Origin of the sequence: Paraburkholderia sp. CNPSo 3281 (assembly GCF_024206515.1) — a bacterium.
Taxonomy (GTDB): Bacteria; Pseudomonadota; Gammaproteobacteria; order Burkholderiales; family Burkholderiaceae; genus Paraburkholderia; species Paraburkholderia nodosa.
Genome location: NZ_JAMBPS010000096.1, coordinates 1 through 17,184 on the forward strand (window position 1 = coordinate 1; position 17,184 = coordinate 17,184).

Below are 17,184 nucleotides of genomic sequence, written 5' to 3' on the forward strand. Positions count from 1 at the left end.
CAGTGATTTCCAGGGGTTTTCCGGGAGTTATCCGCTGGGGGCTGTGGATAGTGCAGGACGCGAATTCCCGCTGACTTCCAGACAAAAAATAGCGCCTCCAAAGGCGCTTTTTCGCTGTTGAAAATCGCGACGTTAAATCGGGCCTCGCAATCTCGAATTTACGGTCTATAACTTCTGCGAGTAGGCCAGCACGTGACTGTTGATCAAATTGCGCCATGGCCCGAGTGTCGCTCGAAAACGTGAAATAGTGAGAATCGCGAAGGCCACGCAGGCCTGCTCGTTCACTCATGGAGGCGCCGGATGAAACGCCGTGAACTGCTGGCCGTGCTGGCCGCGGGCGCAATGACCCAGGTTTCCACCGGCCAGGCGCAGGAGAGCCCGGCGAAGTACACCAACGAGATCACACTGCCCAAGCCCAAAATCTCCGGCACGGTCTCCCTCGAGGATGCCATCCAGCGGCGCAGGTCCGTACGCACGTTCCGGTCCGACCCGCTGCCTGTCGAGACCATCGGCCAGCTGCTGTGGGCCGGCCAGGGCGTCACCAGCGCGGACGGCAAGCGCGCGGCACCTTCGGCCGGCGCCCTGTATGCGCTTGAACTCTACGCGGTGACCCCCGCGGAGGTGATGCACTACCTGCCTCACGGCCACCGGGCCGAAACGCGAGCGACACCCGATATGCGCCCCAAGCTGAAAGCGCTTGCGCTAAACCAGGCATCTGTCGGGGCGGCGCCGGCCTTGCTCGCGGTGGCTGCCGATCCCAGCCGGCTCAAGCAGCGGTATGGCGCGAGAGCCAGTGTATATAGCGACCTCGAGGCCGGACACGCCGCCCAGAACATGCTGCTGCAGGCCGTCGCGCTCGGGCTCGTCGCCGTGCCCGTGGGCGCGGTCGACGGGCCGCAGGCAGCCCAGGCGCTCGGTTTGCCTTCCGGGCAGAGCGTCGTCTACGTCATCCCGGTGGGCTTTGCGGTTTGAATTGCGGCGTGAGGATGTACAAAAAACAAACGCCCGGTTTTCCGGGCGTTTGTTTTTCAATCACGGCGGCAGCAGACGATCAAACGTCGATATTCCCCGCCCGCAGCGCATTGCTTTCGATAAACGCACGACGCGGCTCGACATCGTCACCCATGAGCGTCGTGAAGATGCCATCGGCGGCGATCGCGTCCTCGATCTGCACGCGCAGCAAACGGCGCACCGTCGGGTCCATCGTCGTTTCCCACAGCTGCCCGGGGTTCATCTCGCCAAGCCCCTTATAGCGCTGCTTCGACACGTTGCGCTCGGCATCGGCGATCAGCCACTTCATCGCGCTCTTGAAGTCGTTCACGGCCATGCTGCGCTCGCCGCGCTTGATTACAGCGTTCTTGCCGATCAAGCCCTTGAACGTATTGGCCGTGTTCACGAGCTGCTGATAGTCGGCGGTGAGCTGGAACTCCTCGTCGATCACCGAGACCTTCACGTTGCCGTGATGGCGGCGCTCCACGCGCAGCGAACGTTGCTCGCGCACCTGGTCGTACATCGGCACCACGCTCACCTCAGGCTTGAGCGGATCGTCGCGCAGCTGCGCTTCGAGCGCACGCGCCGAAGCCTCGGTCGAGGCTTCGCTCGACAGGTCGATCGCTACGCCATCCATGATCGCTTCGAGCGCGCGCTCGTCGTACAGACGCGAGAGACGATCCACCACGCCGCGCGCAAGCTGGTACGAGCGCGCGAGTTCGCCAAGCGCGTCGCCGGAGATCGGCGTCGCACCTTCGTTCGGCACCAGCTCCGAGCCTTGCAGCGCGAGACGCAGCATATGTGCGTTGAGCTCCGAATCGTCCTTGAGATAACGCTCGTCCTTACCCGCCTTGAGCTTGTACAGCGGCGGCTGCGCGATATACACGTAGCCGCGCTCGATCATCTCCGGCATCTGGCGATAGAAGAACGTGAGCAGCAGCGTGCGAATGTGCGCGCCGTCCACGTCCGCGTCGGTCATGATGATGATGCGGTGGTAGCGCAGCTTCTCGAGGTTGTAGTCGTCCTTGCCGATGCCGCAGCCGAGCGCGGTGATCAGCGTGACGATCTGCTCGGAAGACAGCAGCTTGTCGTAGCGCGCCTTTTCGACGTTCAGCACCTTGCCGCGCAGCGGCAGGATTGCCTGGAACTTGCGATCGCGGCCTTGCTTGGCCGAGCCGCCAGCCGAATCGCCCTCGACGATATAGACCTCCGACTTCGCCGGATCCTTTTCCTGGCAGTCCGCGAGCTTGCCCGGCAGGCCCACGCCGTCGAGCACGCCCTTGCGGCGCGTCATTTCGCGCGCCTTGCGCGCGGCGTCACGAGCTCGCGCGGCGTCGACGATCTTGCCGCAAATGGTCTTCGCGTCGTTCGGCGTTTCGAGCAGGAACTCTTCGAGCGCCTTCGCCACGACGTCTTCGACGGGCGCGCGCACTTCCGAGGAAACCAGCTTGTCCTTCGTCTGCGAGCTGAATTTCGGCTCCGGCACCTTCACCGAAAGCACGCACGACAAACCTTCGCGCATGTCGTCGCCCGAGGTTTCCACCTTGGCCTTCTTTGCGATTTCGTTGTCGGCGATGTACTTGTTGATGACGCGCGTCATCGCCGCGCGCAGGCCGGTCAAGTGCGTGCCGCCGTCGCGCTGCGGGATGTTGTTCGTGAAGCACAGCACGCTTTCGTTGTAGCTGTCGTTCCACTGCATCGCCACTTCGACGCCCACGCCGTCTTTCTCGCCCTGAATGTAGAAGATGGTCGGGTGCAGGACCTGCTTGGCCTTGTTGATGTACTCGACAAAGCCCTTCACGCCGCCCGCGAAGGCAAAATCGTCTTCCTTGCCCGTGCGCTGGTCGGTCAGGCGAATGCGCACGCCGTTGTTCAGGAACGAGAGCTCGCGAATACGCTTGGCGAGAATGTCGTAGTGGTACTCCACGCTGCCGAAGATGGTTTCGTCGGCCATGAAGTGCACTTCGGTGCCGCGATTTTCGGTGTCGCCGAGCAGTTGCATGGGCGAGACCGTGTGGCCGTCGCGCTCTTCGAGCACACGGTTCTGCGGCACGCCACGGTGAAATTCCATGAAGTGCTTCTTGCCGTTGCGGCGCACCGTGAGACGCAGGAAGCTCGAGAGCGCGTTCACGCACGACACGCCCACGCCGTGCAGGCCGCCCGAGACCTTGTAGCTGTTCTGGTCGAACTTGCCGCCCGCGTGCAGCTCGGTCATCACGATTTCGGCGGCGCTGCGCTTCGGATCGTGCTTGTCGTCCATCTTCACGTCCGTGGGAATGCCGCGGCCGTTGTCGGTGATCGAGATGGAGTTGTCCGCGTGGATCACCACGCGGATGTCGTTACAGTAGCCGGCGAGGGCTTCGTCGATCGAGTTGTCCAGCACTTCGAAGACGAGATGGTGCAGACCGGTGCCGTCCGACGTGTCGCCGATGTACATCCCGGGCCGCTTGCGCACTGCCTCCAGACCTTCGAGGATCTGGATCGACGAGGCGCCATAGCTGCTGTTGTCGGGTTGCGAGTTGTTCGTATCAGTCATGGAATTTTCCGGTTCTGCGTACTGCCTGTGTTACTGCTCGAGACTTTTTCAAAAAGCCATAAAAACGCCAAAGGGGCGCAGCGCCCCCTGGTGTTCTTCTTCTGTCGCGCTTTTTAGATGCGCATCGGCATCACCACGTACTTGAATTCCTCGTTCTCGGGAATCGTGATGAGCGCGCTGGAGCTGGCGTCGCCGAGGCTCACTTCCAGCGTGTCGACCTTCAGGTTCGCGAGGACGTCGAGCAGATACGTGACGTTGAACCCGATGTCGATGGTGTCGCCCTGGTAGGCGATTTCCAGCTCTTCCTGCGCCTCTTCCTGGTCGGCGTTGGTCGACATGATCTTGAGCTGGCCCGGCTCGATGATGCAGCGCACGCCCTTGAACTTGTCGGACGTGAGAATCGCCGCGCGTTGCAGCGAGCGTTGCAGTTCTTCGCGGCCGATCTGGAAGGTGTTCTTGTGCGCCTTCGGGATCACGCGCTGGAAGTCGGGGAACTTGCCTTCCACGAGCTTCGAGACGAGCTCGACCTGGCCGAACGTGAACTTCACCTGGGTCGAACCGATGTCGATCTTCAGCACGTCGTCGATGTCTTCGAGCAGGCGCTGGAGTTCGAGAATGGTCTTGCGCGGGATGATGACTTCCTGGCGCGCGAACGAGCCTTCGATCTTCATCGACGAGAACGCGAGACGGTGGCCGTCGGTCGCGACTGCCATGAGCTGGTCGCCGTCCACGACGAGCAGCATGCCGTTCAGGTAGTAACGGATGTCCTGCTGCGCCATGGCGAAATACACCATGCCGAGCAACTGGCGGAATGTCTTCTGCGGCACCGCGAGGTTCGCGCCGAAGTCCCTGGCTTGCGCCACCGTGGGGAACTCGTCCGCGGCGAGCGTTTGCAAGGCGAAGCGGCTCTTGCCCGACTGCACCGTGAGGCGCTTGTCGGCGAGCGTGAGCGTGACCTGGCCGTCGGGCATGGCGCGCAGGATGTCCAGCAGCTTGCGCGCGGCGACGGTCGTGGCCACCTGGTCGTTGCCGACGCCGAAGTCGGCGGTCGTGGTGATCTGCAACTCGAGGTCGGTCGACAGGAACGAGACGTCGGAACCGGTTTTGGTGATCAGCAGATTGGCGAGGATCGGCAACGTGTGGCGGCGTTCGACAATGCCGCTCACCGTTTGCAGCGGCCTCAGCAGGTTATCGCGTTCGGTCTTGACCAGTTGCATAGAGTTCCTTCGTTGATGTGACGGTCTGCGCGCCCGCCTGGCGCCGGTTTTGCCGACATGACCCCACGTATGTCACGCGACCCCGGCGCCGCTCTGGCGGTTAATGCAGCACAGGCCGCGGCGTGGTTCCCGCCCCGGACCGCCGGGCGGTTAAACCCATATTGTGCCTGAAAACGGACCACTTCCCTAAATTGGGGGCGATCCGCGAAATAAACAAGGCAAACCTTCGGGTTGCGGCCGTCCGCCCCGCCATTCCGGTGCCGCCTGGCTGTGTATTACCCCTTCAGCGTCTGCTCGAGCACGTGCAGCTCATGATTGAGCTGGGCGTCCTTGGTGCGTTCGTCGGCGATCTTGCGCACGGCGTGCAGTACCGTGGTGTGGTCGCGGCCGCCGAACAGCTCGCCGATTTCCGGCAGGCTCTTCTGCGTGAGCTCCTTGGCCAGATACATGGCGATCTGGCGCGGGCGCGCGATGTTCGCCGGGCGCTTTTTCGAATACATGTCGGCGACCTTGATGCTGTAGAAGTCCGCCACCGTCTTCTGGATGTTTTCGACCGAAATCTGGCGGTTCTGCACCGTCAGCAGGTCCTTGAGCGCTTCCTTGGTCAGCTCGATCGAGATCTCGCGGCCGTGGAACTTCGAATACGCGAGGATCTTGCGCAGCGCGCCTTCGAGTTCGCGCACGTTCGAGCGCAGGTGCTTGGCGACGAAGAACGCCACGTCCTCGTTCAGGCTCACGCCTTCCGACTGCGCCTTGCGCATCAGAATCGCCACGCGCATTTCCAGCTCGGGCGGCTCGATCGCCACGGTCAGGCCCGAGTCGAAGCGCGAGATCAGGCGGTCGTCGATACCCGAGATTTCCTTCGGATACGTATCGCTCGTGATGATCACCTGCGCCTTGTTGGCGACGAGCGCCTCGAACGCGTAGAAGAACTCTTCCTGCGTGCGCGACTTGCCCGAGAAGAACTGAATATCGTCGATCAGCAGCAGGTCGAGCGAATGGTAGTAACGCTTGAACTCGTCGAACGCCTTGCGCTGGTAGGCCTTCACCACGTCGGACACATACTGTTCGGCGTGGATGTAGCGGATGCGCGCGCCCGGCTTGTCGAGCAGCAGCTGGTTGCCGATCGCGTGGATCAGGTGGGTCTTGCCGAGGCCCACGCCGCCGTAGAGGAACAGCGGGTTGTATGAGATGCCGGGGTTGTCGGCGACCTGGATCGCGGCGGCGCGCGCGAGCTGGTTCGCCTTACCCGTCACGAAGTTGTCGAACGTGAGCACCGGGTTGAGCTTCGAGCGCTCGTAGGTCGGGTCCGGTTCGCCGCTCGAAGCGGCCGCGGCCGCCCCCTGGCCCGGACGCCATGTGCGGCGGCCGGCGGCGGCTTCGTTGGCGTCGAGGCTGGGCAGATCGAGGTCGGCGGCGTCTTCGGCGGTGGCCTGCGCGGCGGCGGCCGACGCGGCTTGCACCATGCCCGCGAGTCCCGTCCCGCCAGTCAAGGCGGACGGCTGCGGCGCGGCGGCTGCGCTCATGACCGACGCTGCCGCAGACGCGGCAGCCAGCGGCGCGCGCGACGCGGCGGGTGCCGCTGCGACGTGAGGCGCGCGCATGCCCGCCTTCGGATCGAGGACGAACTGCACGTCGACCGGGGTCTGCCAGAAGTCGCGCGCCAGATCGGTAATCCGGCCCGAGAACTGGCTCTTGACCCAGTCGAGCTTGAAACGGTTGGGAGCGGCTATCTGCAGCGTGTTCGCCGCAGCATCGAAGGCAACCGGGGCCAACGGTTTAATCCACGTCACGTACTGCTGGGGCGTTAGCTCACGCTCCAGCAGTGCGGAACAGTGTTGCCAGAATTCGTTCATCGAGTTGCTGTGGTCGTTTTGTTTGCATGCGTTGCGGTCGCTCCGCTCTTGTCGCGCAAACGCGACGAGGCCCTGACGAGGCGACGGCAATGGCTCCGGAAGCCCGCGCGGCAAAGGTCTTGCGGCAAGCAGGCGGGCCGGAGCGGCATGCAGGATTCTTGGGATAGGCGAGATTCTAACGCCGAAATACCCTCACCAGGAAGTTATCCACAGGGACGGATCAACGCACGCTCGTTCGTGCCCTCGCCACGGTCGATGCAGGCGCTGCGCGCCCGGTCAGAAGGTTCGATCGCCTAACCTATTGACGGCCAACGAAAAACCGGCTTAAATAGCGGGTTCCTCGAAAACCAATCCCTAGTACCACCGGCCATTGCCTTTTTCCGCGATGCTCGCCGCGGTCAAAACTCAACAGTGAGAGCAACATGAAACGTACTTTCCAACCTTCCGTTACCCGTCGCAAGCGTACCCACGGTTTCCGCGTGCGCATGAAGACCGCTGGTGGCCGCAAAGTGATCAACGCACGTCGTGCGAAGGGTCGCAAGCGCCTCGCCGTCTAAGTCGGGCAGCATCGCTATCAGCGAAATCACGGGTAGCGGCCCGCTCGCGAGCACGGCGAACAGGACGAACCTGGTAACTGATCGGGGCGTCATGCCGTCGCGAACGCAAGCCGCTTTTCCGAAAGCCGCAAGGCTACTGAAAACGGATGAGTTCTCATCCGTTTTTCGTTTGCGCCCCTGGCGCCGCACCGAGCACTTCGTCGTGTACGGGCGGCCCACCGGCAACGAGGCGCGGCTCGGGCTCGTGATCGGCAAGAAGTACGCACCGCGCGCGGTCACGCGCAACCTGGTGCGCCGGATTGCCCGCGAAGCGTTTCGTGTGCGCCGTGCGCAGTTCGAAGGTTTCGACCTGCTGCTGCGCCTGCATACGAAGTTCGACCGCAAGGCACGGCCGGCCGCGTCTTCGCCGGGGCTCAAAGCTTTGTGCCGCGGCGAGATCGAGACGCTGCTCGAAAAGGCCGCGCGCGAAGTCACGCGGCGTGGCAGTGCTGCGCCTGCGACATCTGCGCGCACCCCTTGCGCGACGCAGGCTGTGGCACCAGATGGGCAGGCAGCCGGGGAACCGGCGCAGGCCCAGGCCAGTAAAGATTTGCCGCCGGACGAGAGCAAGACCCGCGCATCATGAGCGGGGCGCGCGAGTCCGGCATATCCGACGTAGCCGCCGCGCAAGCGGCACGTGGTTCGTCATCGAACGCGGCGCAGCCAGGCCGCAACGCCATGCAAACGGTATTGATCGCACTGCTGCGTTTCTACAAGCTCGCCGTGAGTCCCCTCCTCGGCAGCCGGTGCCGTTTTTATCCTTCCTGTTCGGATTACGCACGCGAGGCAATCCAGTATCATGGCGCCGCGCGTGGGACTTACCTCGCCGCGCGGCGGCTGTGCCGCTGCCATCCGTTTTCGGCGGGCGGCGTCGATCTCGTCCCGCCTGCATCTCCGAAAAAGCGCTGACGCGCCATTCCATCGACACTGAGACAACGCATGGATATCAAACGCACCGTCCTATGGGTCATCTTCTTCATGTCAGCTGTCATGCTGTACGACAACTGGCAGCGCGACCATGGACGCCAGTCGATGTTCTTCCCGAACGCGACGCAAACGCAGACGCAAACCGCCGCAGGCGGCCCTGCGCCGGCTAGCGCCGCCAACGGCGCGTCCGACCTGCCGACGGCCGCTGCCGCCGCCGCGGGCCAGGCGCCGACGAACACCGCCCAGCCGGCTGCAGCCGCAGCACAGCTCGTTCACTTTCGCACCGACGTCTACGACGGCGTGATCGACACGCGTGGCGGCACGCTCGTGAAGCTCTCCCTCGTGAAGGAAAGCGCTGACGGCAAGGGTCCCGACCAGTACATCACGCTGTTCGATCACACGAACGACCACACGTACCTCGCGCGCACCGGCCTGCTCGGCGGCGATTTCCCGAACCACAACGACGTGTTCACGGCGGTCGAAGGCCCGCGCGAGCTGACTGGCGACGCCAACTCCTTCCAGGTCGCGCTGCAGTCGCCCGAGAAAGGCGGCGTGAAGGTCACCAAGACCTACACGTTCACGCGCGGCAGCTACGTGATCGGCGTGGACTGGAAGGTGCAGAACGTCAGCGGCGCGCCGGTTTCGCCCACGCTCTACATGGAAATCGTGCGTGACAGCCAGCCGGTCGAAACGCCGCGCTTCTCGCACACCTTCATCGGACCGGCGGTGTACTCGAGCGAGCATCACTTCCAGAAGATCACGTTCGGCGACATCGACAAGAACAAGGCCGACTTCGTGACCCAGGCCGATAACGGCTGGATCGCGATGGTGCAGCACTACTTCGCGACCGCGTGGATTCCGCAGCAAGGCGCCAAGCGCAGCATCTACGTCGAGAAGTTCGACAACTCGCTCTATCGCGTGGGTGTGAAGCAGCCGCTCGGCACGATCGCACCGGGTGCGACGGACACCGTGCAGGCGCGCCTCTTCGCGGGTCCCCAGGAAGAGCGCATGCTCGAAGGCATCGCGCCGGGTCTGGAGCTCGTGAAGGACTACGGCTGGGTGACGATCATCGCCAAGCCGCTCTTCTGGCTGCTCGAGAAGATCCACGGCTACGTGGGCAACTGGGGCTGGTCGATCGTGCTGCTCACGCTGCTCATCAAGGCCGTGTTCTTCCCGCTCTCCGCCGCCAGCTACAAGTCGATGGCGCGCATGAAGGAAATCACGCCGCGCATGCAGGCGCTGCGCGAGCGCTTCAAGAGCGACCCGCAGAAGATGAACGCGGCGCTCATGGAGCTCTACAAGACCGAGAAGGTGAATCCGTTCGGCGGCTGTCTGCCGGTGGTGATCCAGATCCCGGTGTTCATCTCGCTGTACTGGGTGCTGCTCTCGTCGGTGGAAATGCGCGGCGCGCCGTGGATTCTCTGGATTCACGACCTGTCGCAGCAGGACCCGTTCTTCATCCTGCCGGTGCTGATGGCCGTCTCGATGTTCGTGCAGACCAAGCTGAACCCGACGCCGCCGGACCCCGTCCAGGCGAAGATGATGATGTTCATGCCGATCGCGTTCTCGGTCATGTTCTTCTTCTTCCCGGCCGGCCTCGTGCTGTACTACGTCGTGAACAACGTGCTGTCGATCGCGCAGCAGTACTACATCACGCGCATGATGGGCAAAGGCAAGAAGAAGGCCGCCTGAGTGCCGGGGCGGCAGTGATGCCGCTACCTGAATCAGGGCTCGAAAAAAGGCCGTCCGGTGCGAACCGGACGGCCTTTTGCATGGTTGGAGCGCCATTTCCTTGACGGCGCAGAGCGCAGCGTTCGTGTGCGCGCGTTAGTTCTTCTCGGCGTCGCCGTAGAATTGGGCGACCAGTTCCTGCACGAGATAGCGGTGATGGGCGCTGAGCGACTCGATTTTCGAGGCCAGTTCGAGCGTTTCCTCGGAAACCGGATATTTGCCGTCAGGCTTGCGGGGCCGCGGCAGGGTCGAGCCCGCCTTGCCCGGAGGACCGTAGTGCAGCCAGTGGATGTCCACATCGAACCATTTCGCCAGGGTCTCCAGCTTGTCCTGCGTGGGAATCGTGCGGCCACTCAGCCATTTGTGAGCGGTTTGCGGCGAAACCGGATGCTCGCCGTGATGGCGCAGATTGAACCGGTTCGCCAGGTCGGTGCTGCCGCGTAGTTTTTCGGGCGCGCGCTTCATCGCGAACCTGAGACGTTCGGCAAAGGCGGCTTTTTCGTCGGATGTCGGCATGGGCCAGATTGTGCGGCCCGAAATAGCCGAAGATGACAACCAGTTAGGCTATATTTAGCGCATAAAAGCGAAACTTCACCTACTTCTGGCTACCGTATGACTTCGGTCGAGATCCCCACGAATTCCCTTGTGGCAAGCCGTTAGCGGGATTTGGCGCTCGAATTATCTGAAATCTGACAGAATTCCTTAAGACTAATCTTAGCTAATTTAAGATAAAGCGAGACGATTCTTCACCGGGTTGCCAGGCGGAAAACGCCCTGTCCGGCGCGTTACAATGCCTCGCGTTTTGCGAGTGCTCGCAGGACCGCAGTGAGTCCGCACACGCCATCCCGATTCCAGCCCTGCTCTACGGTCCGCCCATCATGCTCGCCACCGATTCCGATCCCATCGTTGCCATTGCTACTGCGCCCGGACGCGGCGGGATTGGTGTCGTGCGCGTCTCGGCCGGCCGCGCCGGCGCGGCGGCGACGGTCGCGTTGATGCAGGCCCTCACAGGCCAGGAGCTGGTTGCGCGCCACGCGAGCTACGTGCCGCTCCTCGACGGCGCCGGCACCGTGCTCGACCGGGGGATCGCGCTGTCGTTCCCCGCGCCGCATTCGTACACCGGCGAGCACGTACTCGAACTGCAGGGCCACGGCGGCCCGATCGTGCTGCAACTCGTTTTGCAGCGCTGCATCGAGGCCGGCCGCGAGTTCGGGCTGCGCCTCGCCGAGCCTGGCGAATTTACGCGGCGCGCGTTCCTCAACGACAAACTCGATCTGGCCCAGGCGGAAGCCGTGGCCGATCTGATCGAGGCGAGCACCGAAGCGGCGGCGCGCTCGGCCGGCCGCTCGCTTGACGGCGCGTTCTCGCGCGACATTCACGCGCTCGTGGACGACGTCGTAACGTTGCGCATGCTCGTGGAGGCGACGCTCGATTTCCCCGAAGAAGAGATCGACTTCCTCGAGGCCGCGGACGCACGCGGCAAGCTCTTACGCATTCGCGATCAGCTCGACCACGTGCTCTCCGAAGCGCGCCAGGGCGCGCTGCTGCGCGAGGGACTTTCGGTCGTGCTCGCGGGACAACCCAACGTGGGCAAGTCGTCGCTGTTGAACGCGCTGGCAGGCGCGGAACTCGCGATCGTGACGCCCGTGGCCGGCACGACGCGCGACAAGATTTCCCAAACCATCCAGGTCGAAGGCATCCCGCTGCATGTGATCGACACGGCCGGTTTGCGCGACACGGAGGACGAAGTCGAGAAGATCGGCATCGAGCGCACGTGGAGCGAGATCGGCCGCGCAGACGTGGTGCTGCATCTGCTCGATGCGCGCACGGGCATGAACGCCGAAGACGAGACGATCGCCGCGCGCTTTCCCACCGGGGTGCCGGTCGTGCGCGTGCTCAACAAGACCGACCTGACCGGTGTGCCACCCGAAGTGGCGAAGCGTCGTGCCGGGAACGGCAGCGAAGTCTGCGAGTTGCGTCTTTCGGCAAAACAGGGCGACGGCGTCGGGCTGCTGCGCGCCGAGTTGCTGCGCATTGCGGGCTGGCAGGCGGACGCGCAAAGCGTCTACCTCGCGCGCGAGCGGCATCTCATCGCGCTGCGTGCGGCGCGCGAGCATCTCGCACACGCGGCGGCGCACGCCGACCAGAATTCGCAATTGCTCGATCTGTTCGCCGAAGAGCTACGGCTCGCGCAGGAATCGCTGAATTCGATCACTGGCGAATTCACCTCCGACGACTTGCTGGGCGTGATTTTCAGCCGCTTTTGTATCGGGAAGTAACCCGCAAGCGCGCCCCGCCCTATTCTTCTTCAGCCTGGAACAATCCCTTCGAAGCCTGAGGGTTAACCCTCGGCGCCAATCCTCCTAGACTTTCGCTCATCGGATGCAGACATGTTGTCGCACCGAATCAAAAGCCAAAGGAGGTAGTTAGCATGAAGTCCCTGATCCAGACCGTAGCCGTTGCCGTTGCACTCGTGGTGCCGATGGCATCGTTCGCGCAATCGAATGCGCCCGTGACCCGCGCCCAGGTGCGCGCCGAGCTCGCGCAGCTCGCGAAGGCGGGCTGGCGTCCGGGCGCAGGGGCGGACCCGCACTACCCCGACGATCTTCTCGCAGCCGAAGCCAAGGTAGCCGCCGCGAACGGCGCAACGAGCGGCTACGGCGGCGCGGCAGCCGGCAACTCGGATGCAGGCCGCCCGGCGGTGTCCAAGGCCGACTGGAACGCGATGTATAACCATCCGTAACACGGCAATACTGCTGAAACGCTTGCCATCATCTCCCGCAGGCGTTTCGCATACCTGAACGAATACCTCCGCCGTCGTTGACGCGACGGCTTCGCTCGGGCCTTCTGGCCCGGGCGCTTTTTCCAGCGACTGTCAAGCAAATCGGCGACGCTGCTCAAAAGCAAAGCTTGTTCAGCCTCATCTCAACGCACTACGAGTTAACTGCCAGGTCATTTAATTCGTAGTGCGACCTATCTTCAAGTTCACAAGCAGGCGATCGTCTTGCGGGCGCCTCAACGCTGCCGCTCGCTAACGCGCCCCGCTCTGCCTCCATAAACGCACAACTGCCGCAGTGTGCGGCTGTAATTTGTGGACACACATCGTTGCTTTTCCAAACCCTTGCCTCGGCGTGGCTCGCCGACAATCGGCGGTATAGGAGAACGACGATGAAAACACTCTTCTGTGTACTTGCTCTGGTTGGCTTGTCGGCCGGCCTCACGGGTTGTGTGGTGGCGCCGCCGTACGCGTACGCGCCTGCGCCAGCCTACGGCTATGGCTATGCGCCGGGCTACTATGCGGCGCCGTCGGTAGATATCGGGGTTGGCGTGGGCGGCTATTACGGCCACGGCTGGCGACGTTAAGGGGACGGTAACAAGCCGTCTGAAAGGTTGATGTCTGACGTATGAGCTTGACCTATCCGATGTGATAGCTGGACACGCGCCGCCGCCGAACTAAAGTGGCGGGACAGGTTTTCACAAGACGTTGGGCCAGCGCACGGGGGCAACCATGAGATTTATCGACGACGAGATCGCGCATATCACGCGCGTAATGACGCCCTCGTTATCTGCTGGCACGACGCCGGCTGTCTTTTCATTCGATTACTGGTACGCGCGCCTGTGCGCATTGCTCGACCTTGCCCAGATTACGCCGTCCCAGTTCCGCACCGTCGACGCGCTCATGGTCGAACTCGAATCGCGCCAGGCTGCCACCGGCGCAGCGGTGCGCGAGGCGCTGGCCGCCTGACTCACCGGTTCACGCGTTTGCTTCGCAAGCGCGCCGCGAATTCCCGCTTAACCTCGCCATGTCACCCGAGCATGGATTAGCCCGCGCGAGCGGGCTTTTTTCTTTTCCGGGGCGCTCGCAACGGGCTGGCAGACGTAAAAAGACCGCGGCAGGGGCCGCGGTCAAGAGCTTGCCATCAGGCATCCTACGCGGCGCCGAGGGGTTGTCGCCGCCACACCATTCTCGCGGCTCGCCCAAGGCGCAGCAACGCTTTGCGCCCCGATTTGACAATCCTTAACGTTTCGGCCGACCTGGTGCGCGCTCTTGAAAACGTCGCGCGCCCCCTGCATGTAAAGCCCACTTTTTTCGGAGATTCAGATCGTGGGCAGACGACCTTCCTTCATTGACGATCTGGCTCGCGGCGTCCCTCCCGACGGCGCGGGCCAGCGCCCGGGCTTCGACGACGACGCGCTCCTCGACGCCTATTCGCGCACCGTGATCGGCGCGCTGGAGCGCGTGCAGCCGGCCGTCGCGCATATTGCCGTCGAGCGCCGCGCATCGGGCCCGGCCCCCGCGCGCGGCAGCGGCTCGGGCTTCCTGTTCACGCCGGACGGCTACTTGCTGACGAACAGCCACGTCGTGCATGGCGCAGGCAGGCTGAGCGTGACGCTTGCGGAGGGCACGACGCAGAGCGCCGACCTCGTCGGCGACGACCCGAGCACGGATCTCGCCGTGCTGCGTATCGGCGCGCCAGAGGCGCTGCCGCACGCGCAACTCGGCGATTCGGCGGGCCTGCGCGTCGGGCAGATCGCGATCGCCGTGGGTAGCCCGCTCGGCCTCGCGCAAACGGTGACGACCGGCGTGGTGTCGGCGCTCGGCCGCTCGCTGCGCTCGGAGTCCGGCCGCATGATCTACGACGTGATCCAGACCGACGCCGCGCTCAATCCGGGCAACTCGGGCGGGCCGCTCATCAATTCGGCGGGTCAGGTGATCGGCGTGAATACGGCGATCATTCCGGGTGCGCAGGCCATCTGCTTCGCCACGGCCATCGACACGGCAAAGTGGGTCATCACGCAGCTCTTCGCGCACGGCCGGGTGCGGCGGGCCTATATCGGCATTGCCGGCACCACGGTGCCGATCGCGCGCAAGGTGCAGCGTTACTTCGGCCTGAGCGCGACAACCGGCGTGCGGGTGATGGAGATCGTCAAGGGCAGTCCCGCAGCGCTCGGCGGCCTGCGCGTTGACGACACGATCGTGACGATCGATGGTGTGCCGGTGGACGGTATCGACACGCTGCAGCGCCTCTTCGACGTTTCGCGCATTGATCGCACGGTGGAAATCGGCGTGATTCGCTTGACGCAGCGACTCAACCTGAGCGTGACGCCCGTCGAGCAGGCGAGCTAGGCGCAAGGAACGACCGAGGTGAAGGGCGGCGCACCGTGGCGTGCGCCGCTTCGTGCATTACCAGCCGCCACCAGGCTGGGCATAAACCGGCTGTTGTCCGTAGCCAGGCTGCGCGTAGCCGTCGTCATATTGCGGCAGAGGTGGCGCGGGCTGGACCGGCGCGCAGGGCACGTAGCGGCCCGAATACTGGTCATAACATGCTGCGCCGGCCGGGGCGGCGGCATAAACCGGCGCCGGCTGGGCATACACGGGCGCGGCCTGCACATAGGCCGGCTGAGCCGGGTAGGCCACCGCGGGGCCGCTGTTCAGCACGGCGCCCACCGCGGCGCCAATCAACGCGCCGCCAACCAGCGCACCCACCACGTCACCGCCATGATCGTGCGCGCTCGCGGGGCCAGCCGCCACCGCACACCCCGCCAGCACCAAAACGGCTGCCATCTTTCGCATGTCGTTCTCCCTGAGAACCTTTGAAAACATGCGAGCGATTGTCAGCCCGACTGCTGGATACAGGTGCTGCAAGTGGTAACGCCGAATTACTGGAAGGTGTGGCTTGCCAGCGCGCGCTGGCCGGGAGCGAATCCCGTCAGCGTGCGTGCTCGCCGTGGTGCGCGTCTGCCTCGTGTGCGCGCGGCGTGCTACCGCGCTGCCCGGCAGACGGACAGAGAAGGGTGAGCGCGATGGATAGCACCATCAGCACGAACAATGCGACGAAGTACGCCATCCAGGAGAACTCGAAATCCGCGAGTGCCACCCCTGTGCTTCGGCGCGTTCATCCGCGCGATGCGTGTCCCGCTCAGTGATGCAGGAAGCTGCGTAGCGGATGGCGCCAGTCCATATGATGTCCGTCTCCCGCTTCTACGCGCTGTCGATGCTCCTCGAGGATTTCGTCGGAAAACAGGAACACGACGATGACAAGGGGGATCACCAGAAACGCGCCCAGTATTACGTGTTCGATCACGATTACCTCCTGGTTGTCAAGCGGTTTGCAATTGCATTGTAGCCAAGACGCGACAGTTTGCCCATTGGGCGCGCACTGAAGCTTGAAAACAATGTTCGCCAACCATCACAAGCCACGAAGAGCAGCCTGCGTGCCCGGTTCGCGGGGCGATTTTCGGGGCTCGGGACGCGAACCGCGTCAGGGTAGCCGTCGATCCGGATGCGCCGCTTATGCCGCCGACTTTCTCCACGCGGCGGCAAAGAGCCCGGCGCCGATGAGCAGCGTGCCGCCCGTACGATTGACCACGCGTTGCACGCGCGGGCTGCGCACGACTTTGCGCGCGGCCGCCGCGAGCAGCGCATAGGCGAGAGCGTTGAGCATCGCGAGCACGATGAAGGTGGCTTCGAACGCGACAATCTGCGGCGTCATGGCCAGATGCGGATCGATGAACTGCGGCACGAAGGCGACGAAGAAAATGATGCTCTTCGGGTTGAGCGCGGTGACCGCGTACGCATGCGCGAAGATGCGGCCGGTGCGCGTCTCGGAGGTGTCCGGTGCGTCGCCAACGCCCACGGGCGCGCGCCAGAGCTTCACGCCCAGATAGATCAGATAGGCGGCGCCAATCCATTTCAGCACCGAGAACAGCGTGGCGGAAGCCGCGAGGATCACGCCGAGTCCGAGCATGGAAGCGGTCATCGCCGTGAAGTCGCCGAGCGCGACGCCAGCCGTGGTCGCGAGCGCGTAGCGGCGGCCGTGGCCAAGCGCGTAGGAAACGACGAGCAGCACGGTGGGGCCGGGAATGGCCACGAGAATGGCCGACGCGATCGCGAACGGCAGCCAGTGAGCGAAAGTCATGGGGTTCCTCCATCGGGAAGCCCGATTTATCCACGAACTTTTGCGGGATGCAAGCGCGGCGCGCGGCTTCGTTTCGAGAGCTTCCTGTGGCGCCTGGCATTGTTTTTATTCTGTCGCCAATCCATTAATGTGCGCGTCCCCACTTGGCGCCCATGCGACTTTCAATGCTCTCAACTTAAGCCCCGGAAGTGCTTGTAAACGAACCGTGGGACCTGTAAACTTCACACCATAACTTCCTGATAAATCAACGATATGAACTCAAATACCGGCGTCTTCCCGCCTTCTGGCTGAGTTCTCCGATTTCCTGTTCGATCCGGCGCTCGCCGAGCGCGTGCGCCGCACCCCCACCGCCTTTACCCGCAATCGCACACTGACGTTGCCGCGCATGGCCGCGATGATGATGTCCGCCAT

At 63.6% G+C, this 17,184-nt stretch carries 17 protein-coding genes and 1 pseudogene; 10 read left to right on the forward strand and 8 right to left on the reverse strand.

The window, feature by feature from the left end:
* Window positions 1-300: 300 nt before the first annotated feature.
* Complete coding sequence (locus M3I56_RS38910) at window positions 301-972, forward strand: SagB/ThcOx family dehydrogenase (protein ID WP_254358447.1); 672 nt, start codon at window positions 301-303, stop codon at window positions 970-972.
* 79 nt (window positions 973-1,051) lie between these two features.
* Here the strand turns inward: M3I56_RS38910 and gyrB are convergent, their stop codons facing one another.
* From gyrB to dnaA, 3 genes are all read right to left on the reverse strand, one after another.
* Window positions 1,052-3,526: a DNA topoisomerase (ATP-hydrolyzing) subunit B gene (gene gyrB, locus M3I56_RS38915; protein ID WP_254358448.1), complete on the reverse strand. Its 2,475-nt coding sequence runs from the start codon at window positions 3,524-3,526 to the stop codon at window positions 1,052-1,054.
* 113 nt (window positions 3,527-3,639) lie between these two features.
* Entirely contained in the window at window positions 3,640-4,743 is a 1,104-nt protein-coding gene (gene dnaN, locus M3I56_RS38920) for a DNA polymerase III subunit beta (protein ID WP_254358449.1), read from the reverse strand.
* Between the two features lie 275 nt (window positions 4,744-5,018).
* On the reverse strand, window positions 5,019-6,599 hold the full coding sequence (gene dnaA, locus M3I56_RS38925) for a chromosomal replication initiator protein DnaA (protein WP_254358450.1): 1,581 nt from the start codon (window positions 6,597-6,599) through the stop codon (window positions 5,019-5,021).
* Window positions 6,600-7,021: 422 nt separating this feature from the next.
* On the opposite strand from dnaA, the gene rpmH reads away from it, so the two are divergent.
* The 4 genes and pseudogenes from rpmH to yidC all read left to right on the forward strand — a co-directional run bounded on the left by rpmH (window position 7,022) and on the right by yidC (window position 9,814).
* Window positions 7,022-7,156 (forward strand): 50S ribosomal protein L34, encoded by a 135-nt coding sequence (rpmH, locus tag M3I56_RS38930; RefSeq protein WP_026120950.1) that lies wholly within the window; start codon window positions 7,022-7,024, stop codon window positions 7,154-7,156.
* 91 nt (window positions 7,157-7,247) lie between these two features.
* Window positions 7,248-7,670: pseudogene (rnpA, locus tag M3I56_RS38935) on the forward strand (ribonuclease P protein component); the annotation flags it as partial.
* 203 nt (window positions 7,671-7,873) lie between these two features.
* The gene (gene yidD, locus M3I56_RS38940) at window positions 7,874-8,104 is read left to right on the forward strand and encodes a membrane protein insertion efficiency factor YidD (protein ID WP_028203242.1); all 231 of its coding nucleotides are present in this window, start codon (window positions 7,874-7,876) and stop codon (window positions 8,102-8,104) included.
* Between the two features lie 30 nt (window positions 8,105-8,134).
* Window positions 8,135-9,814, forward strand: a complete 1,680-nt coding sequence (gene yidC, locus M3I56_RS38945; protein WP_254358451.1) for a membrane protein insertase YidC — start codon at window positions 8,135-8,137, stop codon at window positions 9,812-9,814.
* 135 nt (window positions 9,815-9,949) lie between these two features.
* Here the strand turns inward: yidC and M3I56_RS38950 are convergent, their stop codons facing one another.
* Window positions 9,950-10,369, reverse strand: a complete 420-nt coding sequence (locus tag M3I56_RS38950) for a helix-turn-helix transcriptional regulator (protein ID WP_254358452.1) — start codon at window positions 10,367-10,369, stop codon at window positions 9,950-9,952.
* 362 nt (window positions 10,370-10,731) lie between these two features.
* Here M3I56_RS38950 and mnmE point away from each other — a divergent pair, with 362 nt between their 5' ends.
* The 5 genes from mnmE (at window position 10,732) to M3I56_RS38975 (ending at window position 14,981) form a co-directional block, all read left to right on the forward strand.
* Complete coding sequence (mnmE, locus tag M3I56_RS38955) at window positions 10,732-12,132, forward strand: tRNA uridine-5-carboxymethylaminomethyl(34) synthesis GTPase MnmE (RefSeq protein WP_254358453.1); 1,401 nt, start codon at window positions 10,732-10,734, stop codon at window positions 12,130-12,132.
* A 152-nt stretch (window positions 12,133-12,284) separates the two neighbouring features.
* Window positions 12,285-12,596: a DUF4148 domain-containing protein gene (locus M3I56_RS38960; protein ID WP_254358454.1), complete on the forward strand. Its 312-nt coding sequence runs from the start codon at window positions 12,285-12,287 to the stop codon at window positions 12,594-12,596.
* A gap of 425 nt (window positions 12,597-13,021) precedes the next feature.
* Window positions 13,022-13,216, forward strand: coding sequence for a hypothetical protein (locus tag M3I56_RS38965; RefSeq protein ID WP_254358455.1), 195 nt, complete (start codon window positions 13,022-13,024; stop codon window positions 13,214-13,216).
* A gap of 145 nt (window positions 13,217-13,361) precedes the next feature.
* Window positions 13,362-13,598, forward strand: a complete 237-nt coding sequence (locus M3I56_RS38970) for a hypothetical protein (protein ID WP_254358456.1) — start codon at window positions 13,362-13,364, stop codon at window positions 13,596-13,598.
* A gap of 360 nt (window positions 13,599-13,958) precedes the next feature.
* Window positions 13,959-14,981, forward strand: coding sequence for a S1C family serine protease (locus M3I56_RS38975; protein ID WP_375541874.1), 1,023 nt, complete (start codon window positions 13,959-13,961; stop codon window positions 14,979-14,981).
* Between the two features lie 57 nt (window positions 14,982-15,038).
* Here the strand turns inward: M3I56_RS38975 and M3I56_RS38980 are convergent, their stop codons facing one another.
* From M3I56_RS38980 to M3I56_RS38995, 4 genes are all read right to left on the reverse strand, one after another.
* On the reverse strand, window positions 15,039-15,428 hold the full coding sequence (locus M3I56_RS38980) for an ecotin precursor (protein WP_254358457.1): 390 nt from the start codon (window positions 15,426-15,428) through the stop codon (window positions 15,039-15,041).
* A 136-nt stretch (window positions 15,429-15,564) separates the two neighbouring features.
* Entirely contained in the window at window positions 15,565-15,732 is a 168-nt protein-coding gene (locus tag M3I56_RS38985) for a hypothetical protein (protein ID WP_254358458.1), read from the reverse strand.
* Between the two features lie 42 nt (window positions 15,733-15,774).
* A complete protein-coding gene (locus M3I56_RS38990) occupies window positions 15,775-15,939 on the reverse strand; it encodes a hypothetical protein (protein WP_167334410.1) in 165 nt (54 codons plus the stop codon).
* 207 nt (window positions 15,940-16,146) lie between these two features.
* Window positions 16,147-16,773 (reverse strand): LysE family translocator, encoded by a 627-nt coding sequence (locus M3I56_RS38995; protein ID WP_254358459.1) that lies wholly within the window; start codon window positions 16,771-16,773, stop codon window positions 16,147-16,149.
* Between the last annotated feature and the right edge of the window lie 411 nt (window positions 16,774-17,184).